This window comes from Streptomyces sp. SID12501, from assembly GCF_010550245.1.
Lineage (GTDB): Bacteria > Actinomycetota > Actinomycetes > Streptomycetales > Streptomycetaceae > Streptomyces.
The window spans coordinates 170,694-196,883 of sequence record NZ_JAAGLU010000006.1 but is presented as its reverse complement, the minus strand read 5'-3'; the positions used below and the strand labels follow the sequence as shown (position 1 = coordinate 196,883).

Sequence of the window (26,190 nt, the reverse complement as noted above, 5' to 3'; positions counted from 1 at the left end):
CACCGATTCACTTTCCGTGCACCTTCCATCTTCACTTGATGACGTCACCGAGGTTCACCCCTGTCGTTCCGTAGGTGTTGTCCACCGCCATTGTGTCGCGGAGTCCGGCGGTTCCATTGCGGTAGTAGCCCCGCGCCGTCAGGACGAATTGGTAGGGCACCTTGTTGCTCGCGGAACGATATTGCGGGAGCACCGTGTATGAGACGCTCTGGCCCTGGTTGGCAGCAGCCTTCACCTCACGTTCCATGACAGCCATGTTGTTCCGACCCAGGCTGCCCGGCGTCCGGTCGAACGTGTTCACTCCCCTCCAGCAGGTCGCCAAATTGCGCTGGTCGCTTCCCGAGCCCCCGAGAGTGTCAGCGATGAGGTGACAGGCGTTGATCGTCCTGTTCGCCCGAAGCCCCGCTGACTCCGCATAGTCCTGGGCCTCGTTGTATCCGGACAGTCGGTCACGCGCAGAGGTGGTCACCGGCGAGGTACCGGATGCGCGCACACTGCTCTTGGTGACACACGCGTACATCCCGGTGGCCCGTCCCTCGTCGTCCAGCGGCATCGGGAGCTGGTAGCCGATTCCGGTACCCAGCGAGCAGTTCGTGCCGCTCTTCCCCTTCTTCGCCCCACCGCAGCCTCCGGTCACGACGCACACAGCCGCCGTCGTGAGTCCCGCCGCGATCGCGGAGGCGGCGTTGCGGACGGAGTTGCCGACGTTGATTCCGACGGTCGGGGGTTCGGCCGCGGACGAGATCGAGTGGACTGTGAGAGTGCTCTTGCCGATCGAGGCCGTGATCTTGATGGCGTGGGCGCGGATCGCGGCTCGGCGGGCGGCCTCCGCGGCAGCGGCTGCCGCTGCGGCAGCCCTGGCGGCTGCGGCGGCATCCGCGGCGTTTACACCGCCGCAGGAGCTGCAGTAACCACTGCCATTGTTGCCACCGTTGCCACCACTGCCTCGTCCGCCATCGGATGACCGGCTGCCGCTGCTGGAGCGGGTGCGGCTGTAGCGCTGCTCGCAGGACATCGACCAGACCTCCGCGCACATGCCGTAGCTGCTGCTCGCCGCGCTGCTCTGGGTGGCCGCTGCGGACGAGGAGGAAGCATGGCTGTGGGAGGAGGAACCGGACGAGCTGTAGGTCAGCGAGCCCAACACGTTCGAGAGGCTGTTGGTGAGGCTGGAGCAGTACTCCACGCAGACGTTGTAGAGCGCGTCGGCTGCTGCGGCGGCGGCGAAGAACTCTCCGATGCACAGGTCCTCGATGCAGTGCCCGCTCGGGTCGGTCCCGGTGAGCGGCGCGTCGTTCGCATAGGCGTAGTCGTTCGCGTTGGTGCTGTCTCCGACAGCCGAGTTGTCGACCGTGTCCGCCGAGTCGAAGCCGCCCGTGCTCGGGCTGTACCAGCGGGCGTGCATGTTGACGTTGCCGGTTGTCGGGTCGGTGTACTCGCTCTGGTAGCCGGCGCTGCCGGTCAGTGTGGAGGCGGTGGTGGTGCCCCACGGGTCGTAGCTCGCGGAGGCGGTGAGCGTGGTGCCGGTCGCCGTGAACTGGCCGATGACGTCGGTGTGCAGGTCGGTCCAGGTCAGGGTGGCGCCGGTCGCCGAGGACTCGCCGGTGAGGGCGCCCCCCGGGCCACGGCTGTAGGTGCTTGCGCCGTCGGAGGCGACTGTGTTGTCGGTGCCGGAGTAGGCGAGGGTGGTCGGTCCGGCGGTGATCGCCCGGCCCAGCGCGTCGTACGTGTACGCCGCCGAACCGGCGGTCAGCTGCTGGCCGTACGCGTCGAAGGTGTACGCCGTGGAGTCCTTGGCGGACATCGTGCCGCGGGCCGTGTAGCTGTAGGTGTGCGTGCCGTCGGACGTCAGCTGGTCGCGGGCGTTGTAGGTGGACGTCGTCGAACCGGACGTCAGGCGGTTGCCGTCGGCGTCGTACGTGTAGCCGGTGGTCGTGGAGCCCGAGGTCCAGGACGTGAGGCGGTTCGCGTAGTCGTAGGCGTACGAGTTCGTGGAGGCGCTCTGGACTCCGGTGGTGGTCTTGGAGGTGAGGTTGTCGTTCGTGTCCCAGTCATAGCCGACCGAGGCGACCTTGGTGCCGGCGGCGGTGGTGAGGGTGTCGGAGGTGAGGCGGTGCAGGGAGTCGTAGCCGTAGCTGCGGACGTTGCCCGAGGTGCCGTACGTCACCGCCTTGGGCTGGGACAGCGAGTTGTACTGGTAGTTCAGGATCGTGCCCGTCGACGCGTCGGTGTCGGTGCTCAGCCGGCCGTCGGTGTCGTAGACGTAGCTGCTGGTGCCGGACGCGTCGGTGCGGGTGAGCGCGCTCTCGTCGGCGTTGTAGGTGAAGGACGAACTGCCCGCCTGGCCGGAGGTCGTGAGGACGTCGCCGAGCGCGTTGGTGTCGTAGTACTCCCACGTGTCACCGGCGGCTGAGGCCACCAGGTCACCGTTGAGTGAGTAGGTGAAGTGGCGGTCGGCCGTGGTCGCGTCGGCGCCGGTGCCGCTCTGCGCGGTCAGGTCGTCGAGGGCGTCGTAGGTGTTGGTGAGCGTGACGCCGCCGGGGTCGGTCTGGGTCACGAGTCGGCCGCGCTCGTCGTAGGTGTAGGTGGTGGTCCGGTCGGCATCGCTCGTGTAGCCGGTGACCGCGGGGACCTTCTTACTGACGGGCAGGCCGAGCGAGTTGTACGTGTAGTAGGTGGTGTCGCCGTTGCCGTCCGTGTAGGCGGTCTGGTGACCGGCCGCGTCGTATCCGTACGTGGTGACGATGGAGGCGTTGTCGGTGACCGGCTCCGTCTGCTTCGTCAGGTCGCCGAGGTCGTCGTACTCGTAACTCGTCGTGTGCTGACGGGCGTCGGTGACCGTCTTGAGGTGGCCGTTGTCGGTGTACGTCGCGGACGTGGAGGACAGCACGGTGCCGGCCGATGTCGTGTTCGCGGTCGCGGTCTTGCGGCCGGCCGCGTCGTAGGTCGCGGTCTGGATGCTCTGGTCCGGCAGGACGGTCTTGATGACGTCGCCGCGCAGGTCGTAGCTGTAGGCGCTGGTGTCGCCGGTCGTGTCGGACGTGGTGAGGGTGCGGCCGAGCGCGTCGTACGTGCGGTTGGCGGTGACTCCGGTGACGGACGTGGTCCTGGCGACCAGGCCCGCACCGTTGTACGCGATGTCGGTCTCCTGCTTCGTCTGTGCGCTCATGGAGGTGTAGACGTACGCCCAGGTGCTGCTGTCGCGGCCCAGGTCGTCGTAGGTGTGGTGGGTGACGGCGCCATAGGGCGAGGTCTCGGTCAGGCGGTTGCCGGCCAGGTCGTAGGAGTAGGTGAGAGTGCCGCGGGTGGCGGTGCCGGAGATGCTGATCGCCGGGTTGGTCTGCTGGAGCAGGTCGCCCAACTGGTCGTAGGTGTAGTCGGTTTCGCCCTTGGCGTCGGTCTCGGTCAGCACGTCGCCTGTCGCGTTGTAGGTCCAGGCGGTGGTGGCGGAGGTGCCGTTGTACGCGGGGAGCGTGGTGCCAGTCCTGCGGCCGTCGCGGTCGTATGCGGTGGCCGTGATGTGGCCGTCGGCGTCCTCGACCGCGATGCGGTCACCGAACGTGTCGTAGCCGTTGATCGTGGTCGGGTACAGGGTTTCGGTCGCACCGGTGCCGGGTGTGGTGGTCGTGATCGCCGGGCTCGTCGTGGAGGTCGGCCGGCCGGCCTCGTCGTTGGCGAACGAGTAGACCTTGTTCTGGGCGTCGGTCGCGGTGGTCTTCAGGCCGCGGTCGTCGTAGGTCGCCTTGGTGGTGAGGGTGAGGGAGCTGGAGACGTACTGGGCCGCGGACAACGCGTTGCCCGCAGCGTCGTAGGTGTATGTCCACTTCTGTGCCGGGTCACCGGCCGCGTCGGTCCCGGTCGAAGTCAGGACGTGGGAGTCCGCGTCGAAGGTGTACGCGGTGGTCTGCGCCAGCGTGCCGGGGTCGGTCGTGGTGGCGGTCGTGCGGTCGGCGGCATCGAGCGTGTACGACGTGGTGAGGGAGCCGTTCGCGGTGGTCTTCCCGGTGAGGTTGCCCGCGTCGTCGTAGGAGTCCTGCTCGTCGACGTAGGCCGTACCCGAGGAGCCGGTGCGAGTGTTCTGCTTTGTCAGCCCGTTGTCGTAGTACGCGTACGTCGTGGTGACCCCGATGCCGTCGGTGATGGTGTGGAGGAGGCCACCCGGGTCGTAGCTCCGCTTCTCCATCAGCTTGGCGGCGGCCGTCTGTGAAGTGGCCGAAGATCCGGTGTAGTTGGTGAGGGTGGTGGTCAGCGGGTGGCCGTTGGCGTCGCTGGTGAAGGCGTAGGTCTGACCGTCGGCGTCGGTCTCGCCCTGCTTGTTGCCGTAGGCGTCGTAGGTGAAGGTGGTGGTGTGCTGTTCGGCGTCGGTGATGGTCTTCGGTTCGCCGAAGTCGTTGTAGACGGTGCTCATGGCGCGGGCTGTATCGCCGCCGGTGGTGTCGGAGACAGTGCTGGTGAGGGTGTTGCCGTCCGCGTCGTAGGTCTTGGTCGTCAGGGCCGTGTGGACGACGGCCTGGTTGACGGCGTACGTCGTGCCGGGGGCGAGCTCGGTGAGGACGCGGCCCAGCGGGTCGTAGGTGTAGTGGGTGACCAGGCCGGCCGGGTAGGTGTCGGAGATCTCGGTCTTCGTCAGGACCCGCCCGAGCGCGTCATACGTGTACCTGGTGACCAGGCCCAGCGGTGAGGTCTCCTGGGCGATGTCGCCGTTGGCGTAGTAGAGGTACGACGTCGCCGCGCCGCCCGGTGTCGTCGTCGAGGTGAGCAGGCCGGACGGAGCGGTGGTGCCGGAGACGTAACCGGCTGTGCCGGAGCCGCTGTACGTCTTCTTCGTCGTCAGGCCCGCACTGTGGCCTGTGACCGCGGGGGTCGTCGTGGTGAGCTGGTTGCCGTTGCTGTCATAGCTGTTGACGGTGCGGTACGTCGTGTCCGACGAGCTCGCCGAGCGGCCGTCCGCGGAGGTCAGGAGCTGGTCGTTGCGCGGATCGGTGTCCGAGTCGGCGTTGAGGTAGTACGTGAAGTACGACGTCGAGCACTTCGAGGCCGACTGGTCCTGACAGGTCGTCCGGGACACGACGTCGCCGCGCGAGTTGTGGCCGGTGGTGGTCACGTTCCCGTTGCCGTCGGTGGTGGTGTAGAGGAAACCCGCCGTGTCGTAGCCGTACGACGTGGTGGCGCCCGTGCCGTCGGTCTCGGTGAGGATCCGCCCGCCGTTGGAGAGATCGTAGGTGCTGGTCAGGGTGTTGCCGCCGGGATCGGTGACGTCGACGGACTCGGTGGCGATGGCGCCGGTGGACTGCTTGTAGGCGTTCCACTGCAGGGCGACCTGGGCGGAGGTCAGGTTGTGGTCATAGAAGGCGACGTCGGAGATAGAGCCCTTGAAGTAGCTGACGCTGCCGGGTGAGTCGATCCAGCTCTTGGCGAACCCCGCGCCGATGTAGGTGAGGGTGTTGGACTGGTCGGCCGGTGTGCCCGCGAACGTGTCCTGCTTGGTGCCGTCGAGGAACAATGCCTGGCTGCTGACGTCGCAGCTCAGAACCGCGTAGTGCCAGGCGTTGTCGGTGACTGTGCTCGTGGAGCCGAAGTCGGCGCTGCCCGAACCGCTCACACTCCACCAGTGACCGTGCAGCTTGCCGTCCGAGCCGACATAGAGGACAGGGGTCCAGCTTCCGGAGGCGTCCGTGGCCCCGTCGATCGCCGTGGACTGGTCGCCGACCAGAACGCCGGAGGTCGAGGTCTTGAACCACATGCCGATGCTGCGCTTGGTGTCGGTGTGCAGCAGGTCGGCCGGTACGGAGACGTAGGAGCTGGAGCCGTCGAAGGAGGCGGCGGTGTTCGCGGTGCTGTCCTTGGCGCTGAAGGGCCCGCTGACGCCGAGGGTGACGTTGTTGTACGTACCGTCGCCGCCGTTGACCTCGTCGGCCGCGTACGTGGCCGTCCCGTCGTCGTTGTCGTCGCCCAACTGCCAGTAACCGGCCGGGTCGGCGCCGAGCACCGTGCCCCGGTAGACCGCGCTGGAGCCGGCCACTGCAGGCGTGCCGAGCTTCCAGGTGCCGCCCTTCTCGTCGGTGACCTGCGTCAGACGGTCGGCGTCGGTGTCGTAAGAGACGGCTGCGGTGGTGCGCCCGGCGGGGCTCGCCGCCTTGGTGAGCAGGGCCGCGCTGGTGGTGCCGTCGGCGTACAGGTCGTCGACCTGGGAGGCGGTGATCGGGTGGCTGTAGAAGGAGACGTCGGAGATGGAGCCGGTGAAGTAGCTGACGTCGCCGGGCGAGTCGAGCCAGGAGTCGGCGAAGCCGGCGCCGACGTAGGTGTAGGCGTTGTCCTGGTCGTCCGGGGTGCCGGCGAAGGTGTCCTGCTTGGTTCCGTCCAGGTAGAGGGTCTGTGTGCTGCCGTCGGAGCTGAGGACGGCGTGGTGCCACGTGCTGTCGGTGACCGTGCCGGTGGAGCCGCAGTCGGCGCTGCCCGAACCGCTCACACTCCACCAGTGGCCGTGCAGCTTGCCGTCCGAGCCCACGTAGAGGACCGGTGTCCAACTGCCGGTGGCGGTCGTGCCGGTGACCGCCTTGGACTGGTCACCGATCAGGACGCCCTTCTTGGACGTCTTGAACCACAGGGACAGTGCGCGGGTAGTGCTGGCGTGCAGCAGCCCGGCGGGGACCTTCGCGTAGCCCGTGCCGGCGAGGGTCAGGGCGGTTGCCGTCGAGCCGGTGAGCGGGCCAGTGGTGCTGGCCAGGGTGGCGTTCTTGTAACTGCCCGCATCCGTCTGCTCGTTGGCCAGAACCGAGGAGGCGGCGGTGGCGCTGCCGGATGCGTCGTCAAGGCGCCAGTAGCCGCGGGGGCCGGCGTCCAGCGCGGCCGAGGAGTAGTTGGAGCCCGCGATGTAGGTGTAGGCGTAGCAGGACGTCGACGCGGTCGACGCACTGGCGGTGGCGGGCGGGCACACGGAGGTCAGCCGATCGCCCGTGTAGCCATAGGTCCACAAAGCCGCAGTTGAGGTGTCGCCGCTTGTGGCGGCATCGGTGGTGACCGTGTGGACGTGGTAATGGGTGGCGCTGGAAGGCTTGGTCCAGGTGAAGTTCAGGGTGCGTTTGGAGACGTCGTTCTTGATGGTGGAGAGCCGGTGCGAGGTGTCGTAGGTGAGTGTCTCGGTCAGCCCGGCGTGTGTCTTGATCTGCGACAGCAGCCAGATGTTGGTGCCACCCGCGGTGCCGAACGTGTACGTCGTGCCTGAGGTCTCGGTCAGCGAATAGCCGGACGTGAGCGCCTTGAAGGTGCCGTAGGTGCCGGTCGGCGAGGTGTAGCCGGAGGACGAATACCCCCAACGCTGCTGCTGTCCCCCGTCGTCGATGACGACCACGTTTTTCGAACCGTCGTCGTCCATCACCGCCCGCATGTCGGTCAGGGCCGACCAGCCCGCGCCGAAGGCGCCCGCGGTGCTGGTGTCCAGGGAGTTGTAGGAGCGTGTCACGTCCAAGGAGGGGCCGACGGTCGAGACGGAGGCGTCGGTGGTGGAGGTGGTGTAGTTGCCGGCCTCCTCGTCGTAGCCGTGTCCGCCGTTCTGCGCCAGCCGTGAGGCGATCAGCGGCTGCGCGACCAGCGTCGACAGGGGCTGGCTGCTGCTCGTGGTCGTCGACCAGCCGTCGTAGGCCGCGACCGTCCAGTAGTACGACGTCGACCACTCCAAGTCGCCTGACGGAACTGTCCACTTGGCGGACGTCTGCCAGCCGGAGGTGTCGATCTGCTTGCCCGCCGAGGAGTACACCGCGAAGTCGTACTTCAGCGGCGTGGTGGGCCAGGAGTCCGGGTCGACGGCCTTGACCTGAAGCTGCGGGCGCAGGGAGGGCGAGGTGAAGTTGGCCTTGGGATAGGTGTGTTCGATGTCCGGGGCGGAGTTCTTGGCGTAGGTCACCGTGACGTACGGGGCGTGCGAGTCGACCTGGGAGGAGTCGAACTTCTTCCACTGGGAGGAAACGGTCGGCGAAGTGAACACGGACAGGCCGTAGTTGCTGGTCTGGCCCAGGGCGATCTCCTGGAAGTAGTCCGTGTCCAGGTCAGTGGTCTGCCACTGACCTGTGCCGGTGGACACCGAGGTGTTGCCGCACACCGTGTCGGACACCGTGCCCGCCCAGGTACCTATGGCCGCGGCCGTCGCGGGCCGGTCCGACCAGGACTTCTGGCCGGTCACCCACCACTGCTCCGTGATCGGGTACACGCTGTACGACGTGGAGGCATTGCACGTGTACGCCCACACGTCGAACAGGTGCAGGTCAGCGTCGGTGATGTGGTATCCGTCGGTGTCCGGCAGCCCGAGGAACTTCATGAACGCCTGGCCGATGTGGGCGCCGCCGTCCGGGGTGCCGACGCGCATGATCGTGTCGGACGAGTAGTCGGCGGTGTTCGGGTAGTACGCGTAGGTCGTGAGGGTCTGGCCGGCGGTCGACACCGTCATCGTCGGGTCCACCGTCACCGGAAACTGGATCGACGGGTCGGCGAGCCAGGAGGGGTCCAGCGACATCTTCACCGCAGGGGTGCCGTCGACCTCGGTGACGCTGTACGTCATGGCCCAGTTGTCGTGGGACTCACCGGTTGCCGGGTCGACAAAGGAGTCGCGGGCGAAGGGCTGCGGAAGGGAAGCCATGACTGTCCCGCCAGCATCGACCAGTTCCACGGTGCCGTCGGACGCCGTGGTCAGCGTGAGGCCCTTCAGGGACATCGGGAAGACCCAGCCGGTCGGCGCGTTCGCCGAGGCCAGGACCAGGGACTCCTTCACACCGTTCACGGTCGGCTCGAGAACGAGGTTCGTGTCGGTCAGGACGCCGTCGTACTCGACGCCTGAGCCGGCGGCTGTGCCGGTCACGGCGTTCGCCCCGGCCAGCGACCAGGACACCGACTCGGAATCGGAGATGGTCAGAGTCGCCAAGTCATTCTGAGCGGAGGTCCCGGAGCTGACCGTGGGGCTGGGAGTGGCTGTCGGGTCGTCAACGTCGTCCACCTGGAGAGCGGAGGCGGTCTTCCAGGTCAGGGCGGCGGGCACGACCGAACCCGCACCGCTCCCCCGCAGCGCGGACTGCCGTACGGAGCCGTCCGTCGCCGTGGAAGACGCAAAGGACACACCGAGGGAATTCGCCTTCTCGTGCCAACGGCCGTCGGCACTCTTCGTGACGGTGGAGTCGATGGACTTCCAAGTGCCTGAGGAATCCCGGTAGTTGATCCTGGACTGCGACATCCTCCGGGTGAAGGACCCGTCAGCGTTCTGGAAGTAGTCGAACTGCGCACCGGACTTCGCGGCCACGCGCTTGCTCGTCTTCGCGTTGAAGCCCACGGATGCGCTGCCGGAACGTTCCTGCTTGGCTTGATCAGTCGGCGCCTTCCAAGCGGCCAACTGCCCCTTGCCCTTGCCCGGCGCCTTCCCCGAGGGTTGTCCCTTGCCGGCCTTCGCCACCCGCACGTCGTGCGCCGAGCCGGTCTTCGACCGCGGCCCAGCACCATCCGAACCCGACAGCCACTTCCACACCTGCCCCAGTCCGGCGCCCAGCGAAACGGACGGACGCGTCGCCGCGAAGGCCGCCCCACCCTCCTGAGCCCAGAAAGCCACCAGCAACGGCACCACAGCCAGCCACACACGCCACCGCGACAGCGGACGCACCCCACCCCACCGACCCCTACCAACGCACCGCTACGGAACAGGACCAGCCGGTGCGTCAGGTCATCCCCGTGATCACGCAGGCTGCGGAAACAAGTTGTAAGCGCAGCGTGAAGAAAGCCACAAGATCCCTTGTGAAGACCTGTGCGCTCCCTTTACCAAGCCACGGGACAACCCACAGGCTTGCCTATTTCCGTTGACCGTTCCGTTGCCTTGGGGTCGTGTACGCGGTGGGCAACCTGGGGGCCTCCTACGCCCCACCACGCATCACGTCGACGCCACCTGGATCCGCTCCCGTCGGAAGGCGCCGCCTTGGCCCACGGTGTCGAGTCCGCTTTCATGGACGCTGTCCGCCTCGCCGATCGCAGTCAGCGTCTTCGCCTTGGCGGTGGCGGTGGCGGTGGCGGTGGCGGTGGCGGTGGCGGTGGCGGTGGCGGTGGCGGTGGCGGTGGCGGTCGAAGCCTGTTCCACACCCCGAAAGTCCTGTCGCCCTCGCACCGACCTCCCGAGGGCTCGACGGGACGGCACGCGCTCCCGCTCTGCCAGGAAGGAGTCCACGCCGTCCCGCAGCGAGATCGGGCAAGTAGGCCCTCCACACGGCCACCGCGCCCCAGCTCCGAGACGCGGGCGGGCAGCGCCCGCAGCTCAGGAGCAGTCGGCACCCGACTCCGGGACTTCGGCCATCCCAGACAGGTACAGACCGCCAAACCTGACGCCGCGTTGGAAGCAGCGTCAGGGCCGTTGCAGCCTGCCCCTCGAAGTGATGGCAACGCGTCCGTCCTCGCGCGCACCGCCCCACGAAGCCGCAGGTCAGTGACCCATCCCGGTCTCGCAACGTCATCGACGTCATGCACCCACGAAAACAGGTCGGCCCAACCCGCCCGGAATCGGCAGGCACAAAGAAAACAGCAGTTCAGGCGCCCTTGGCCGCCAGCGCCAGAATCGCGACGCACTCAACATGACGCGTCATCGGAAACACATCGCACCCCACCCGGGCTACGCGTTGAACTCACGTGCTCGTAGATCAGGAGCCGACGATTCGGATACGGACCGCAACTCGCGACGAGCCTCGCGAGGTGGGTAACGGCCTGAATTGCTGCGGCATCTCCGGGCGCTCCTTGCGCGAGGGGCCGTCGACGGCCCTCAACATACGCTCCCGCTCCTGACGCGGCATGTCACCCAACATCCGCGCCAGTTCTGCAAGATCATCCATGCCCGGGTCAGAGCTCGCCCGCCAGGTCAAGTTCATCCTGGACGGCCGGCACAGCAGTCGAGCCCTTCGGACGGCGCCACGGGTGCGCGATGGGCGCGGACACCGCCCGCCACCACGGATCAACGGGAAGCTTCCCAGCCGGCTCGAAGGGTTCACCGGGCCGCGGAGCCGCCACCGCTTGCCCGGCATCCTCGGCGGCATCCTTCGTCCACTCGCCCGGCTCCGCCCAGGCATGCGCGGCAAGCTTGAACGTACCCCAGTGGATCGGCAGCATCACCCCGTGCGGCTTGTGCCCTTGCAGGTCAAGGTGGGCCTGCACCCCCTGGGCCGGCGACATGTGAATGTCCGGCCACGCCCCCGGCAACGGCATAGAATCCGTGTGGTTCTTGGGCCAGAACTCGCTGTAGGCCCCGATCTGGATCATCGTGGCGTCGAACGGACCGTGGTCGGCGCCGATGTCCCGGAAGCCCTCGAAGTACCCCGTGTCGCCGCTGTGGTAGACGCGGTGCTCCGCACCGGCGACGACCCAGGAGGCCCACAGGGTGTGCTGGGTGTTTCGCAGGCCGCGGCCGCAGAAGTGGCGGGCGGGGGTGGCGGTCAGGGTCAGGCCGCCGACCTTCGTCGCCTCGTGCCAGTCCAGCTCGCGCAGCCGGTCGGCCGGGACGCCCCAGCGCTCCAGATGGGCGCCGACACCGAGCGGTACCGCGAACAGCGTGTCCGTGCCGGCCAGCACTTTGATCGTGGGCATGTCCAGGTGGTCGTAGTGGTCGTGCGAGATGACGACGACGTCGACCGGACCGAGCGCCGCCAGCGGCAGGGGCACCGGATGCAGCCGCTTGGGCCCGGCGAAGGCGAACGGCGAACAGCGCTCACCCCAGACGGGGTCGAAGAGCACACGCTGCCCGTCGATCTCGGTGAGCACGCTGGAGTGACCCATCCAGGTCAGCCGCAGACCGCTGACCGGGGGCTTCGCCAGGTCGGCGAGCGTCGTGGCGTGCACCGGCACGGTCCCGGCCGGAGCGCGACGGACCCGGTCCTCCTTGCGCAGGGAGGACTTGGCGAACTCGAGCATGGCGCCGTCGGGCCGCGGGGTACCCGGCGGATTCTGGAAGACACCGTCCGCGAAGTGCGGCGATCTACGGATCCGCGCCAGGCGCTCCCCACTCGGGTCCGCACCGAAGGCCGCGGGCCGCAGCGCGCGCAGCCCTGCGTTCGGAGAAGGGAATCCGGTCACGGTACCTCCAGGTGGAGTCGGTCAGACATTCCATTATGGTCGCCCCCTCCGACAGTCCGGCGTCGTGCGTGTGTCGGCCGGGTCATTCCAAGGAAAGACCAAAGTTCGGAACGGTGGGCGGTACGTGTGGGGCCGATGCCCCACGGCAGCACACAACTGAACGACGAGTCAGTATATTCCCCGCATGACAACCCTCCAGGGCGCTCCCCTGCTCTCCCTCACCTGGACCGATCACCTCACCGGCCGCCAGGGCTTCCTCGTCGTGGACAGACTGGTGCGGGGCGTGTCCAGCGGCGGGCTGCGGATGCGCGCGGGCTGCACCCTGGACGAGGTCGCCGGGCTGGCCCGTGGCATGACCATGAAGGAAGCCCTCCACTACAACCCCGAGGGCCGCTACATCCCGCTGGGCGGCGCCAAGGGCGGCGTCGACTGCGACCCCCAGGACCCGGCGGCGTACGGCCTGCTGGTGCGCTACCTGCGCGCGATGCGGCCGTACGTCGAGAGCGTCTGGACCACGGGCGAGGATCTGGGCCTCAGCCAGGACGTCGTCGACCGGGCCGCTTCTGAGGCCGGGCTGGTCTCGTCGATCCAGGCCGTCTATCCGCTGCTGGACGACGAGACGGTGGCCCGCGCGCGGCTCGCGGACGCGTTCGCGGTCGAGGTGGACGGCATCGGGCTCGACGAGCTGGTCGGCGGCTGCGGGGTCGCGGAGTCCGTGCTCGCGGCGCTCGACCGGGCCTCGGTGCCGTACGCCGGGACCCGGGTCGCCGTACAGGGGCTCGGCACGATGGGCGGGGCCACGGCACGCTTCCTCACCCGCGCGGGGCTCACGGTGGTGGCCGTCGCCGACATCAAGGGCACGATCGCCAACCCGGCGGGCCTCGACATCGAGGCGCTGCTCGCGGCCCGGGACACGTACGGCACCGTGGACCGCGCGGTGCTGCGCGCCGACGACCGCGAACTGCCGGGCGACGCCTGGCTGTCCATGGCGGCGGAGGTACTGGTGCCGGCGGCGGTCTCGTACTCCGTCGACACCGGGAACCAGGCGAGGATCACCGCGCGTTGGATCGTCGAGGCCGCCAACATGCCCGTGCTGCCGGAGGCCGAGGAACTGCTCGCCGCGCGCGGCATCGTCGTCCTGCCGGACGTGGTCGTCAACTCCGGGACGAACGCCTGGTGGTGGTGGACGCTGTTCGGGGACATCGGCGCGGACGCGGAGGAGGCGTTCGCGTACACCCGGCGCTCGATGCGGGCCCTGATCGGCCAGGTGCTCGCACGGGCGGAGGCCGACGGGACGACTCCGCGGGCGGCGGCGCACGCGATCGTCGAGGACCGGCTGCCGGTGATCGCGGAGCGGTTCGGGTGGTACCGGTGACGGTGTCCGGCTACGGGTGCCGTCGTTCGCGAACCGGCCGTATTGACGGGAATTCGCTGGGATTGACGGGGCTGCCCCGCCATCGTGTCCGGTGACGGAATAGTGTGGCCGCGTGGCAAGGGTTCGGTTGAGCGTGGCCGAGCGGCGCGAGGAGTTGTTGCGGGCCGCCATCGGGCAGATCGAGGTACGGGGCGTCGCGGCGGTCAGGATCGCCGACGTGGCCGCCGTCCTCGGGGTGAGCAACGCACTGGTGCTGTACCACTTCTCGACCAAGGAGAAGCTGGTCGCCGCCGCGTTCCGGTACGCGGCCGAGGCCGACCTCACCCACCTGGGCAAGCTCCTCGGGCGCAGATCCCCGGCGCTGCGCCGACTGCGGTCCGCCGTGCGCTGGTACGCGCCGACAGGTCAGGCCAAGGGCTGGCGACTGTGGATCGAGGGCTGGGCGGTGTCCCTGCGCGACCCCGCGCTGCGGGAGGTCGCCGGTGACCTGGACCGGCGCTGGAAGGCCGCGATCATTGAGGTCATCGCGGAGGGAGTGGCCGCGGGCGAGTTCGAGTGCCCCGACCCCACCGGCACGGCGCTGCGGCTCACAGCACTCCTGGACGGCCTGGCCGTCCAGATGACGGCGTACGACGGGGTGCCGCGGGCGCGGGCCGAGCAGTGGGTGGACGCTGCGTTGGCTGGGGAACTGGGGTTGGAGCGGGCGGCGTTGACGTCGGGTGGGTGAGTTGGTGTGGGCGTTGCCGGGGGCTGCCGCCCCCAGACCCCCGCTTCGGCCTGGACGGCCTCGTCCTCAAGCGCCGGACGGGCTGAGGATGCCCACCCGGCGCTGAAAAGTGATCGGGCCCCGTGCTCGACTCACGCGACCCAGTCGATCCGGCTCTTGATGTCGACCGGTGACAGGCTCCCCTTGGCCGTCACATGGTCGCCCGACGACTCACCGCGCAGGCGTCGGCCGATCCACGGGACCAGGTACTCGCGGGCCCAGTGGACGTTGTCGCGGCGGATCTCGAAGGTGCCCCGCGGAGGCAACTGGGGCCAGGGCTGGTCCGGGTCGGCCGGGATTTCCAGGCCGAGGACCTGTCCCGCGCGCAACGCCACGCGCGTGTGCCCCTCGGGCGAGAGATGCAGCCGGTCGCCGTCCCAGGCCCTGCGGTCCTGGATGGTCTTCAGGGACCACAGGTCGAGCACGGGACAGCCGTACCGGTCGGCGATGGCCCGGAGATGTCCGTTGTACATGGCGATCTTGCCGCGCATGTGCTTCAGCACCGGGACGTTGCGGGTGTCGAAGCCGGTCGTCACCATGACCGTGCCGACCGCCGAGGTGAGCCCGATCACCGCTCGCTCGAAGCGCTCGGCGACCTCGTCCGGGTCGCTGCCGGGCCGGATGATGTCGTTGCCGCCCGCGCAGAAGGAGACCAGGTCCGGCGCCTGCTCCCTGGCGCGCGGAAGCTGCTCGGCCACGATGTGGTCGAGCAGCTTCCCGCGTACCGCGAGGTTCGTGTAGTCGAAGTCGCCCTCGGGGCGCCGGTCCGCGAGCAGTACCGCGAACCGGTCGGCCCAGCCGACGAACGAGCCGTCCGGACCGGGGTCGCCGACGCCCTCGGTGAAGCTGTCCCCCACCGCCACGTACGACCCGATCACTGCTCTGCTGTCATTCTTCGAATCGTCTGCCACATCGGCCCATGATTCACCTTCCGATGTGAGCTACGCGACCGTAGGAAGGGGTTGACTCGCGGTGAGATAAGCCACTCGTCAAGTGTTGGTCAACCCGGAATAACGGGAGGACGCGACTCGCGGACCACCTCATCGTGCGCGTGTCAGCCGACAGCGACACCCTTCGAGCGGAGGTACGCGACCGGGTCCACGTCGGAGCCGTAGTCCGGGGTGGTGCGGATCTCGAAGTGCAGGTGCGGTCCGGTCACGTTGCCAGTGGCACCGGAGAAGCCGATCTGCTGCCCCTCCGTCACGCTCTGGCCGGCCGAGACGGAGAGCTGGGAGAGGTGGGCGTACTGGGCGTAATAGCCGTCGGCGAGCTGGATGACGACCTGGTTGCCGTACGCACCGCCCCAGCCGGCGGAGACGACGGTGCCGGCACCGACGGCCTTGAGGGAGGTGCCCGTCGGGACGACGAAGTCGACGCCCGTGTGGTAGCCGCTGGACCACATGCTGCCCGCCACCCGGTAACCGGTGCCGATGGTGGCACCGGACACGGGGAGTGTGAAGCCACTGGCGCTGCTCGAGCTGCCGGTGTCGGCGGCCTCGGTCGTCGTCGAGGTCTCGGCCGTCGCGCTCTCGGCGGCCGGCTTGGACGTCTCGGTCCGCGTGGACTTCGAGGAGGACGAGGACTTCTTCGCGGACGACGAGGAAGGCGACGAGGTCGACGCGGCCTTCTTGCCGATCGTCAGCTTCAGACCGGGGTGGATCAGGCTCGGGTCGGCGCCGATGGCGGTGCGGTTGTCCGAGTAGAGCTCCTGCCAGCCACCGCTGACGCTCTGCTCCTGCGCGATCTTCGAGAGGTAGTCGCCGGCCTGGACCGCGTAGGTCCTGACGCTCGCCTTCTTGGCGGCGGAGGCGGCCTTTTCGGCTTTTACCGTCTTCGCGGAAACGGAATCGGACGTTACGGACTTGGCTGTTTCCGAAAGCGACGACACGGACTGAGTCGCGGACTCCGCCGTGGCCGCGTGGGCGCCGGTGGCTCCCAGCAACGGCAGGGCGAGAGCCGCTCCGCCGGTTCCGGCGACGGCTATCGAGCGGGTGAATCGCTGGGACTTCGGACGGCGGTGCTTACCCTTCGCGGGCATGGCGAATTCCTTCTCCGTCGCCTGCGGGGTGAGCTGTCGGGTGCGGACTGGAGATGTCCGGCCACGCCTGAGCGTGACTTAACCCCAAGCCTGTTCCAGAGACCGGAACAGGCGTTCTACCTGTGGGTCCCCCGCTCCTGCCGTTTTCGGGTGTTAGATGCGGGCTCCGGGCGGCGGCAGGATTGGGCGTCCGTCCGGATTGGTGGCGAACGTAAGCGACCAGGACGCACCGGAACAAGCCTCAAGTTCCCTGTGTACGGATTTCCTGTGATCCTCCCCAGAATTCCCGGTCACTGTCCGTGAATTCAGGATCCATCAACCCGTGAAACTCCCTTGAAACACACCGAAATTACGTGAACATGACGGCGACTCAGGGTCACGGATATGACGCTGCTCACGCGTCGGATTCACAGCAACCCCCATTTCCCAGCGAGTTGGAATGAAGGCGCCATAACGGACAGAAGGATCAGATGCGACGCAGCCGGAAAACTGCCGCATCGAGGTCACCCTTCAAGCCGGTCCGCAGGCCGCGATGCAGGAGCACGGCACCTCGATGAATTTCACCCGTTTCACGGCATTCATACGCCGCCGCCGGGTCAAGTCCGCGCAACCGCAGCGCCGGCACCGGCTCGCCGTAATGCTGCGCCTGGAGCCAGGCGAGGACGACGGTCTCGTCCCCGAGCACGTACTGCACCGCGCTCAGCCCGCCGGTCGGCCGCCGCAGCCGGTAGAGGTCACCGCGCTGCACGACGGGCCGGATCTCCTTGTAGAGCCCAACCCACTCCCCGGCCTCGGCCAGCTCCCCCTCCGCCCACTTCGTGAGGTCGCCGCCGACACCGAGCACCCCTGCCATCGCGCTCACGAACCTGAACCGCAACGAGCTGACCCGGCCGTTGAGCTGGGTGTTCGGGCTGTCCGTGACCCAGGCGGCCATGACCCGCGCCGGATGGATCTGGCTGAAGCCCTCCTGGATGGCGAGGCGGTCCAGCGGGTCGGTGTTGTCGGAGGTCCACACCTGGTCCGTACGGGCGAGGACACCGAGGTCGATCCGGCCGCCGCCGCCCGAGCAGGACTCGAAGGCGACGTTCGGGTGGGCAGCCCGCAGCCGGTCCAGCAGGGCGTACAGCCCGTGCACGTGGTCGACCCACAGGCGCTGCGGGTAGTCCTCGCCCGGCCAGCCGGCGTCGGTGAAGCAGCGGTTGAAGTCCCACTTCACATAGTCGATCGGGGCGCTGGAGAGCATCCCGTCGAGCTGTTCCCAGAGGTACTCGCGGACATCCTCGCGCGCGAGGTTCAGTACGAGCTGATTGCGGAACTCCGTCCGCTTTCGTCCAGACTGGAACTGCACCCAGTCGGGGTGTGCGCGGTACAGGTCGCTGTCCGGGTTGACCATCTCGGGCTCGACCCAGATGCCGAACTGCATCCCCAGGGCGTGCACGTACTCGGCGAGCGGCGCCAGGCCCGCCGGGAAGCGGTCCGGGTTGGGCGTCCAGTCGCCGAGACCGGCCCGGTCGCTGGTCCGGGCCCCGAACCAGCTGTCGTCCACGACGAACAGTTCGACGCCCATCGCGGCGGCCCGCCGGGCCAGCGTCCCCTGCTGCTCCTCGGAGATGTCGAACTCCGTGGCCTCCCAGGAGTTGTAGAGCACGGGCCGGTCCCGGTCCGCGTCCGGGACGACGAACGCGCGCTGGTACGCGTGCCACGCCCGGCTCGCCCCGCCGTGCCCGGCGTCGGTCCACAGCCCCGCGAAGACGGGCGTGGTGAAGGACTCGCCCGCTGCCAGGCGCAGCAGGCCCGAGTCGTCGTATCCGGCGCCGCCGGTGATCTGCACGCGCGCGTCGGGCAGTTGGGCGACGGCGATCCGCCAGGAGCCGGACCAGCCGAGCGCGCACGCGTACACCTCGCCGCGCTCCTCGGTCGCGTCGGTGTCGAGCGCCACCCAGGGCAGGTGCTGGTGCCCGGTGTGACCGCGCCGGCTGCCGATGACCTTCTCACCGTAGGTGAGGTCCGTCCTCACGAGCCGGGACTCGGCGGCCCAGCGGCCGTGGAGCTGGGAGAGGCGCCAGCCGTCGCGCTCGGGGAGCGTCCAGGTGGCGGAGTCCGCGCGGAGCAGCTCCAGCGGGCCGGTTCCGTCCTGCCCGTCATGGGTGAACGTCACCCAGCGCTCCACCACGTCGTGGCGCATCCGGTAGTGAAGGGTGATCGCGAGCCCCGCGTCACGGAACCGCAGCCGCAGTTCGTCGCCCTCGTCGCCGTCCCCGGTCTCGTACGCCTCGAAGCGCCACTCGGTGCCCCGGCGTTCGTCGGTCCGCACGGACAGCGCGGGCCGTGCGAACCGGGGGCCGCCCTCGACCGGGTACTCCTCGTGACCGTCGAGCGGAGCCTCGAAGGGCCAGTAGTCCGGCAGCGGACGGACGGCGAGCGCCTCCGCGTCGGCGAGGGCGATCCGCGGGCCCCAGTGCAGGTGCAGCAGCTCGTCGTCCTCGGTGAGATGAACGGCGTAACTACTGGTGGGCCCCGACAGAAGCCATGTACGACCGGTCCCGGCAATTTCCAGCATCATGTCCCCACAGATCCGAACAGGCACGCTCAATCATCAACATCATCAGCGCCACGGCCCCGGACGGCAACGCCTGTGGAAAACTCATTGGCCTGTTCACCGATGTCGTATCGTCGAAGCGCGCCCGTCGACGAGCAGCGTCCGCGGGGCGGTGTGGGAGGGGAGCCCTCGTGACGCAGCAGGTCCCGTCGACCGAGCCTGAACTGGGCGGCGTACGAAACTTTCGTGACGTGGGCGGACTGCCGACGGTGGACGGCCGTCGCGTGGCGCACGGACGGCTGTTCCGCAGCGGTCATCTCGCTCACGCGACCGACGAGGACGCGGCGTTTCTCGGCTCTCTCGGGCTGCACACGATCTTCGACTTCCGCAACGCGGCGGACATCGGGCTGGAGGGGCCGGACGTCGAGCTGCCGGGCGTGCGCAACGTGAACATCCCCCTCTCCGACCCAGCGGACGGCGCGGAGTTCTGGAAGATGGTCCGGGACGGCGATCTCGACGAACTGCGCAGCCTCCTGGCCGACGGCAAGGCCGAGCAGCGGATGATCAACTCCTACCGGGAGATCGTCCGGGACCGCACGGCCGAGCACTCCCGGATGCTCCACGCGCTGGCGCAGGACAGCGTCCCGGCCCTGATGCACTGTGCGGCAGGCAAGGACCGCGCGGGCCTGTCCATCGCGGTGACGCTGCTCGCCGTCGGGGTGGAGCGCGACGCCATCGTGGCCGACTACATGGAGTCGAACGCACAGCACCGCCGCTACCGGGTGCGTCGCAAGGGCTCCGCGGCCAAGGCCTACAGCCCCGAGGTCCTGGATCTGCTCAACCCGCTCTTCGGTACCCGCCCCGAGTATCTGACGTCAGCCATGGAGACCGTCGAGGAGACCTGGGGCGGCGTCGACAGCTATCTGGAGCAGGGACTGGGCGTCACCCCCGAGATGCGGGAGCAGCTGCGGGAGCGGTTCCTCGACTGAGGCCGAACCCGCCGTCCACGACCGCTACTGCTTCGCGCCCACCTCGAACAGCAGGTAGATGAAGCCCGCGAAGAGGTGCCCGACGGCGATGTAGATGATCAGTCGGACCCACAGGGCCCGGGGGAACTTGTCCTCCATGTCGGTCATGGCGTCACTCCAGTGGTCGGGCCGATACAGAGGCCGGCGGTGGGGCTCTGCAGCAGGGTGTGGACGAACAGCAGGTCGGTGCCGTCGCGGCCGTCGGCGGCGAGGCGGTGCGGTGTCAGCGAGTCGAAGTGCGCGCTGTCGCCGGGTGCGAGGACGTGCGCGGTGTCCCCCAGGCGCAGCCGCAGCCGCCCCTTGAGGACGTACAGCCATTCCTCGCCGGGGTGGACGCGCACGATGTCGCCCTGCGCCCCGTGCGGCACATGGACGCGCAGGGCCTGCATTCCGCGCCCGGACGCACCGGCCTGCCAGTAGGACCAGCCGCCCGCAGCCGTCGGCTCCATGTCGGCGGCGCGTAGGACGGCGTCCCGGTCGGCGACGGTCTCACCGAGCAGTTCGGAGACTGTCGTACCGTAAATGCGGGCGAGCCCGAGCAGCATCGGCAGGGAAGGCTGGCGTTGCCCGGTCTCCAGGCGGGAGAGATGGGCGGGCGACAACCCGGCGGACCGGGCCGCGGCCTCCAGCGTGAGGGAGGCCCGGCGGCGCAGCGCCCGAAGCCGCGGAGCGACGTCGGGCAGGTTCTCGACCGGCCCGGACTCTTCGGGAAGGCTCATGCCTCCATTCAGCCGCAGGATTGCCTCTGAGGCAAATCTCTTGCCTCAGAGGCAAAACGGGCGAGGACCTCGCCCTCTCCGCTCCCCTACCTGTTGGCCACCGCCTGCTTGACCAGCGTCTTCCCGAAGTCCCACATCAGCCCGCTCCCGCTGTGCGCGTCGTCCATCACGGCGGTGAAGGCGTCCACGAAACGGTCCACCTCCCGCTCACCCACGACCAGCGGCGGAATCAGTTTGATCACCTCCAGGTGATCGCCGGAGACCTGGGTCAGGATCCGGTGCCGTTGCAGCAGCGGAACGACGACCATCTGGGCGAACAAGCCCTTGCGGGCGGCCTGAAGCATCGTCCAACGGCCGCGCAGCTTCAGCGACTTGGGCTTCCCGAACTCGATGCCGATCATCAGGCCCCGACCTCGCACGTCGGCCAGCAGCTCGTACTTGTCGACGAGCGCCGCCAGCCGGGTCCTCAACTGGTCTCCCGTGGCCCGGGCATTGGCGACGATCTGCTCGTTCTCCATGACCGACAGCACGGCGAGGCCCGCCGCCATGGCCTGGGCGTTGCCCCCGAAGCTGGCCGAGTGCACGAGGACGCGGTCGATCGACGAGTACACCTTCTTGAAGATCCACTCCTTGCCGATCGTGGCCCCCACGGGCACGTATCCACCCGACAGCGCCTTCGCCACGCACACCAGGTCGGGCTCTACGCCGTCCTCGTGCTGGTAGGCGTAGAAGTCGCCGGTGCGCCCGAGACCGGTCTGCACCTCGTCCGCGATGAGCAGCGCCTTGTGCCTGTGCAGCAACTCCTGGGCGGCACGCAGATATCCGGGGGGCGCCTCGTGCACACCCTTGCCCTGGATCGGCTCGACGATCAGGGCGGCCACGTCGCCCTTCTTCAACTCCCGCGCCAGGGCGTCGAGATCACCGAGGGGTACGGCCGTGTCGGGCAGCAGCGGGGCGAAGCCGTCCCGGAAGCCGTCCTCGCCGTTGACGGAGAGGGACCCGGTGGTCAGGCCGTGGAAGGCGTGCGCGCAGTACAGGACGCGCGGTTTCCCGGTGGCGTACCGGGCGAACTTGAGCGCGGTCTCCACCGCCTCCGTGCCGCTGTTGCCGAAGAACACCCGGTCCAGGTGCGGACTGTGGGTGAGGAGCCGCTCCGCGAGCAGCCCGGGCAGCGGCTGGCAGTCGAAGCGGGTGAGATCGGCGAGCTGCGCGTCGAGGACGTCGTGCAGCGCCTTGCGGACCACGGGGTGATGGCGGCCGAGTCCCATCACCCCGAACCCGGCGAGCATGTCGAGATAGTCGTCACCGTCGGAGTCCCAGAAGTACGCGCCCTCGGCCCGCTCGTAGACCTTGTCGAAGCCAATGGTGTGCAGCATGCGCGGGAGCTGGTGGTTGAGATGCCTGCTGTGCAGCTCGTAGCGTTCGGCGCCGCGCTCGGCCAGCAGCGCGCCGAGGTCGAACTCCCCCGACGGCGACCCGGGTTCAGCGGTTGTCATTCCTGTTTCTCCTCGGACTTCCCCTTGGACTTCCCCTGGGACAGCTCTTGCTTGGCGGCCAGTCCGGCGCTGATCCGTCCGGCGACCTCGACGGGTGTGAGGCCGATGTCGGCGAGCAGCTCGCCGCGCCTGGCGTGCGCGAGGAACTGCTCCGGGATCCCGAACCGCCTTACGGGTACGTCGACTTCGGCGTCACCGAGCGCGAGCGCCACGGCGGCTCCTACCCCGGACGCGCGGCTGTTGTCCTCGACGACGGCCACCATGCGGTGCCCGGCGGCCAGTCCCGGCAGCGCGGGATCGACGGGCTTGACCCAACGCGGGTCCACGACCGTGCAGTTGATGCCGCGTGCTTCCAGCAGTTCGGCGGCCTGCAGACACACCGGCGCCATCACTCCGACGGCCACCAGCAGTACGTCGGCGGCCTCCTCGGACCGGTGCAGCACATGCATCCCGCCCACATGGCCGACCGCCTCGATCGCCGGTCCCACCGACTCCTTGGGGAACCGGATCAGCGTGGGCGCGTCGTCGACGGCCACCGCCTCCCGCAGCTGGGCGCGGAGCTGGTCGGCGTCACGCGGTGCGGCGATCCTCAGGCCGGGCACGACCTGGAGGATGGACAGGTCCCACATCCCGTTGTGCGACGCCCCGTCGACTCCCGTGACACCGGCACGGTCCAGCACGAACGTCACCCCGCACCGGTGCAGCGCGACGTCCATCAGCAGCTGGTCGAAGGCACGGTTGAGGAAGGTGGCGTACACGGCGACGACGGGATGCAGGCCTCCCGTTGCCAGCCCCGCCGCCGACACGGCCGCGTGCTGCTCGGCGATCCCGACGTCCCACACCCGGTCGGGGAACCGCTCGGCGAACTTGCCGAGGCCCACGGGATGCAGCATGGCCGCGGTGATCGCGACGACGTCGTCCCGTTCCTCCCCGATCTTCACGATCTCGTCGCCGAACACCGAGGTCCAGGAAGGCCCGTTGGAGGGCGCGAGCGGCTCGCAGGTGAGCGGGTCCATCACCCCGACGGTGTGGAAGTGGTCCTCCTCGTGCGAGCGCGCGGGCTCGTAGCCGCGCCCTTTCTCCGTCAGACAGTGGACGAGCACGGGCCCGTGGAAGCGCTTCGCGCGCCGGAGCGCGGACTCCACCGCCCCGATGTCGTGCCCGTCGATCGGGCCGACGTACTTCAGCCCCAGGTCCTCGAACATGCCCTGCGGATTGAACGCGTCCTTGAACCCCTTCTTCGCGCCGTGCAGCGACTCGTAGAGGGTGTTGCCGATGAGGGGGGTGCGCAGCAGTACGTCCTTGCCCCAGGCCAGCACCTGCTCGTAGCTGTCCGTCGTGCGCAGGGTCGCGAGATGGTTGGCGAGGCCGCCGATGGTGGGTGAGTAGGAGCGTTCGTTGTCGTTGACGACGATGATCAGGGGCCGGTCCTTGGCCGCCGCGATGTTGTTGAGCGCCTCCCAGGCCATCCCGCCGGTGAGTGCGCCGTCGCCGATGACCGCGACGACGTGCCCCTTCTCTCCCAGCACCTGGCGGGCCTTGGCGAGCCCGTCGGCCCAGCCGAGCGCGGTGGACGCGTGGCTGTTCTCGATGACGTCGTGCTCGGACTCCTCGCGCGAGGGATAGCCGGACAGGCCGCCCTTGCCGCGCAGCTTGGAGAAGTCCTGACGTCCCGTCAGAAGTTTGTGCACGTAGCTCTGATGGCCTGTGTCCCACAGGATGCGGTCGACCGGTGACTCGAAGACCCGGTGGAGTGCGACGGTGAGTTCCACCACCCCCAGATTGGGTCCGAGATGCCCACCGGTCCTGGCGACCGCGTGCACCAGGAACTCTCGTATCTCGTGGGACAGTTCACCGAGTTCCGCCTCGGACAGCGCCTTCAGGTCGCGTGGTCCCCGGATGTTCTCCAGAATCGTCACGCTCGGGCCCCCTTTTCTTCCGTACGCTTCAGCCCGTGCTGTTCAGCTCACGGTGACCGCCGGTTCCCCCGACGCGACGCCGTCCTGCTCCATCTGTTCGGCGATCTTCATCGCCTCTTCGATCAAGGTCTCGACGATCTTCGACTCGGGCACGGTCTTGATGACCTCGCCCTTCACGAAGATCTGCCCCTTCCCGTTGCCTGAGGCGACACCGAGGTCCGCCTCCCGCGCCTCGCCGGGGCCGTTGACCACACACCCCATGACCGCGACGCGCAACGGCACTTCCATGCCCTCCAGCCCGGCCGTGACCTGGTCGGCGAGCTTGTAGACGTCGACCTGGGCGCGCCCGCAGGACGGACAGGAAACGATCTCCAGCCGCCGTTGCCGCAGGTTCAGCGATTCCAGGATCTGGATGCCGACCTTGATCTCCTCGACCGGCGGAGCGGACAGCGAGACGCGGATGGTGTCCCCGATGCCCTCGCTGAGCAACGCCCCGAAGGCGACAGCGGACTTGATGGTCCCCTGGAAGGCGGGACCGGCCTCGGTGACACCCAGGTGCAATGGGTAGTCGCACCGTTCGGCGAGCAGCCGGTAGGCGTTGACCATGATCACCGGGTCGTTGTGCTTGACCGAGATCTTGATGTCCCTGAAGTCGTGCTCCTCGAAGAGCGACGCCTCCCACAACGCCGACTCCACGAGCGCCTCCGGCGTCGCCTTCCCGTACTTCTGGAGCAACCTCCGGTCCAGCGAACCGGCGTTGACCCCGATCCGGATCGGGGTGCCGTGCTCCTTGGCGGCCCGCGCGATCTCCTTCACCTTGTCGTCGAACTGCTTGATGTTGCCGGGATTGACGCGAACGGCCGCACAGCCGGCCTCGATCGCGGCGAACACGTACTTCGGCTGGAAGTGGATGTCGGCGATCACCGGGATCTGCGACTTGCTCGCGATGGTCGCCAGCGCGTCCGCGTCGTCCTGCGTGGGGCAGGCGACGCGGACGATCTGGCAGCCGGACGCGGTGAGTTCGGCGATCTGCTGGAGCGTGGCCCCGATGTCCGACGTACGCGTCGTCGTCATCGACTGCACCGACACCGGGGCCCCGCCCCCGACCGCCACCGGCCCGACCTCGATGCGCCGGGAGACCCGGCGCTCGGCGATCGGACGGGCCGGTACCTCGGGAACGCCCAAGGAGACGGCGGTCACGACGTCACTCCCGGTTTCCGGCGACGGTCTCGCGCATGGCGCGCAGGGACTCCTTGAGGGACCCCATGGTGGCCAGGACGGCCGTCGGCTCGTAGCCGCAGTGCGCCATGCAGTTGGCGCACCGGTCGTCCTTGCCGCGGCCGTAGGAGTCCCAGTCGGTCTTCTCGATGAGGTCCTTGTACGTCGTCACGTAACCGTCACTCATCAGATAGCAGGGCTTCTGCCAGCCGAACAGCGAGTAGTTCGGGATCGCCCACGCCGTGCACGGGAAGTCGACCTTGCCCTCCAGGAAGTCCAGGAAGAGCGGGGAGTGGTTGAGCCGCCAGCGCCGCCGGTTGCCGCCGCCGAAAGCCTTCTTGAACAGCTCGCGGGTCTGCTCGACGCCGAGGAAGTGCTCCTGGTCGGGGGCCTTCTCGTAGGCGTAGGCGGGCGAGATCATCATCTCGTCGACCTGGAGATCGTCGTTGAGGAAGTTGAGCACCTCGATGATGGTCTGCGGGGTGTCGGTGTTGAAGAAGGTCGAGTTGGTGGTGACCCGGAAGCCGCGCTTCTTGGCCTCCTTGATGGCAGCCACGGCCTCGTCGAACACCCCCTCCTTCGCGACGGACTCGTCGTGCCGCTCACGCAGGCCGTCGATGTGCACGGCGAACGCGAAGTAGGGCGACGGCGTGAACTTGTCCATCTTCTTGCGCAGCAGCATGGCGTTGGTGCAGAGGAAGACGTACTTCTTCTTCGCCACCAACTGCCGCACGATCTCGTCGATATGAGGGTGCATCAGGGGCTCGCCGCCCGCGATGGACACCATCGGGGCACCGGATTCGAGCACCGCTCCGACGGCCTGCGCGACCGGCATGCGCTGCTTGAGCACCCCGGCCGGGTGCTGGATCTTCCCGCAGCCCTCGCACGCCAGGTTGCAGGCGTAGAGGGGTTCGAGTTCGACGATCAGCGGGAACTTGTCCCTCTTGCGGATTTTCTGTTCGGCCAAGTACGTAGCGATTTTGATGGACTGACGGAGCGGCATGGCCATCT

The 26,190-nt window shown here is 68.4% G+C and carries 15 protein-coding genes and 1 riboswitch; of the genes, 3 read left to right on the top strand and 12 right to left on the bottom strand.

From position 1 onward, the window contains the following. Nucleotides 1–31 precede the first annotated feature (31 nt). The 3 genes from G3I71_RS08950 to G3I71_RS08940 form a co-directional block, all read right to left on the bottom strand. Nucleotides 32–9,586, bottom strand: coding sequence for a LamG-like jellyroll fold domain-containing protein (locus G3I71_RS08950; RefSeq protein ID WP_164313408.1), 9,555 nt, complete (start codon nt 9,584–9,586; stop codon nt 32–34). A 315-nt stretch (nt 9,587–9,901) separates the two neighbouring features. Further along, nucleotides 9,902–10,105, bottom strand: coding sequence for a hypothetical protein (locus G3I71_RS50260; protein ID WP_203729719.1), 204 nt, complete (start codon nt 10,103–10,105; stop codon nt 9,902–9,904). 749 nt (nt 10,106–10,854) lie between these two features. Next, nucleotides 10,855–12,081: an MBL fold metallo-hydrolase gene (locus tag G3I71_RS08940; protein WP_164313407.1), complete on the bottom strand. Its 1,227-nt coding sequence runs from the start codon at nt 12,079–12,081 to the stop codon at nt 10,855–10,857. A gap of 184 nt (nt 12,082–12,265) precedes the next feature. Here G3I71_RS08940 and G3I71_RS08935 point away from each other — a divergent pair, with 184 nt between their 5' ends. Further along, nucleotides 12,266–13,456, top strand: coding sequence for a Glu/Leu/Phe/Val dehydrogenase dimerization domain-containing protein (locus G3I71_RS08935; protein WP_164313406.1), 1,191 nt, complete (start codon nt 12,266–12,268; stop codon nt 13,454–13,456). A gap of 112 nt (nt 13,457–13,568) precedes the next feature. Beyond that, nucleotides 13,569–14,183 carry a TetR/AcrR family transcriptional regulator gene (locus tag G3I71_RS08930; protein ID WP_164313405.1) on the top strand — a complete coding sequence of 205 codons (615 nt, stop codon included), beginning with the start codon at nt 13,569–13,571 and terminating at the stop codon, nt 14,181–14,183. Nucleotides 14,184–14,314: 131 nt separating this feature from the next. On the opposite strand, the gene G3I71_RS08925 is transcribed toward G3I71_RS08930, so the two are convergent. The 3 genes from G3I71_RS08925 to G3I71_RS08915 form a co-directional block, all read right to left on the bottom strand. Continuing rightward, nucleotides 14,315–15,100 (bottom strand): SGNH/GDSL hydrolase family protein, encoded by a 786-nt coding sequence (locus G3I71_RS08925; RefSeq protein ID WP_164313404.1) that lies wholly within the window; start codon nt 15,098–15,100, stop codon nt 14,315–14,317. Nucleotides 15,101–15,276: 176 nt separating this feature from the next. Beyond that, nucleotides 15,277–16,260 (bottom strand): LysM peptidoglycan-binding domain-containing M23 family metallopeptidase, encoded by a 984-nt coding sequence (locus tag G3I71_RS08920; RefSeq protein WP_164313403.1) that lies wholly within the window; start codon nt 16,258–16,260, stop codon nt 15,277–15,279. A 3-nt stretch (nt 16,261–16,263) separates the two neighbouring features. Further along, nucleotides 16,264–16,423, bottom strand: a riboswitch (cyclic di-AMP (ydaO/yuaA leader). Nucleotides 16,424–16,726: 303 nt separating this feature from the next. Beyond that, on the bottom strand, nt 16,727–18,820 hold the full coding sequence (locus G3I71_RS08915; protein WP_164313494.1) for an alpha-galactosidase: 2,094 nt from the start codon (nt 18,818–18,820) through the stop codon (nt 16,727–16,729). Nucleotides 18,821–18,990: 170 nt separating this feature from the next. Here G3I71_RS08915 and G3I71_RS08910 point away from each other — a divergent pair, with 170 nt between their 5' ends. Continuing rightward, nucleotides 18,991–19,788 carry a tyrosine-protein phosphatase gene (locus G3I71_RS08910; RefSeq protein WP_164313402.1) on the top strand — a complete coding sequence of 266 codons (798 nt, stop codon included), beginning with the start codon at nt 18,991–18,993 and terminating at the stop codon, nt 19,786–19,788. Between the two features lie 24 nt (nt 19,789–19,812). Here the strand turns inward: G3I71_RS08910 and G3I71_RS08905 are convergent, their stop codons facing one another. From G3I71_RS08905 to hpnH, 6 genes are all read right to left on the bottom strand, one after another. Beyond that, nucleotides 19,813–19,935: a DUF6126 family protein gene (locus tag G3I71_RS08905; protein ID WP_164313401.1), complete on the bottom strand. Its 123-nt coding sequence runs from the start codon at nt 19,933–19,935 to the stop codon at nt 19,813–19,815. Beyond that, on the bottom strand, nt 19,932–20,546 hold the full coding sequence (locus tag G3I71_RS08900) for a helix-turn-helix domain-containing protein (protein ID WP_164313400.1): 615 nt from the start codon (nt 20,544–20,546) through the stop codon (nt 19,932–19,934). Before G3I71_RS08900 ends, G3I71_RS08905 begins: the two co-directional genes overlap by 4 nt. An 86-nt stretch (nt 20,547–20,632) precedes the next feature. After that, nucleotides 20,633–22,042 (bottom strand): aspartate aminotransferase family protein, encoded by a 1,410-nt coding sequence (locus tag G3I71_RS08895; RefSeq protein WP_164313399.1) that lies wholly within the window; start codon nt 22,040–22,042, stop codon nt 20,633–20,635. Continuing rightward, the gene (gene dxs, locus G3I71_RS08890) at nt 22,039–23,961 is read right to left on the bottom strand and encodes a 1-deoxy-D-xylulose-5-phosphate synthase (protein ID WP_164313398.1); all 1,923 of its coding nucleotides are present in this window, start codon (nt 23,959–23,961) and stop codon (nt 22,039–22,041) included. Before dxs ends, G3I71_RS08895 begins: the two co-directional genes overlap by 4 nt. 42 nt (nt 23,962–24,003) lie before the next feature. After that, nucleotides 24,004–25,161 (bottom strand): flavodoxin-dependent (E)-4-hydroxy-3-methylbut-2-enyl-diphosphate synthase, encoded by a 1,158-nt coding sequence (ispG, locus tag G3I71_RS08885; protein WP_164313397.1) that lies wholly within the window; start codon nt 25,159–25,161, stop codon nt 24,004–24,006. Nucleotides 25,162–25,165: 4 nt separating this feature from the next. Further along, nucleotides 25,166–26,188, bottom strand: coding sequence for an adenosyl-hopene transferase HpnH (gene hpnH, locus G3I71_RS08880; protein WP_164313396.1), 1,023 nt, complete (start codon nt 26,186–26,188; stop codon nt 25,166–25,168). Nucleotides 26,189–26,190 lie beyond the last annotated feature (2 nt).

Excerpts from the sequence above, each read along its gene's own strand:
- G3I71_RS08915 (WP_164313494.1), bottom strand. The coding sequence starts at position 18,820 with ATGCTGGAAATTGCCGGGACCGGTCGTACATGGCTTCTGTCGGGGCCC.
- G3I71_RS08895 (WP_164313399.1), bottom strand. The coding sequence starts at position 22,042 with ATGACAACCGCTGAACCCGGGTCGCCGTCGGGGGAGTTCGACCTCGGC.
- G3I71_RS08900 (WP_164313400.1), bottom strand. The coding sequence starts at position 20,546 with ATGAGCCTTCCCGAAGAGTCCGGGCCGGTCGAGAACCTGCCCGACGTC.
- G3I71_RS08905 (WP_164313401.1), bottom strand. The coding sequence starts at position 19,935 with ATGACCGACATGGAGGACAAGTTCCCCCGGGCCCTGTGGGTCCGACTG.
- G3I71_RS08920 (WP_164313403.1), bottom strand. The coding sequence starts at position 16,260 with ATGCCCGCGAAGGGTAAGCACCGCCGTCCGAAGTCCCAGCGATTCACC.
- G3I71_RS08935 (WP_164313406.1), top strand. The coding sequence starts at position 12,266 with ATGACAACCCTCCAGGGCGCTCCCCTGCTCTCCCTCACCTGGACCGAT.
- hpnH (WP_164313396.1), bottom strand. The coding sequence starts at position 26,188 with ATGGCCATGCCGCTCCGTCAGTCCATCAAAATCGCTACGTACTTGGCC.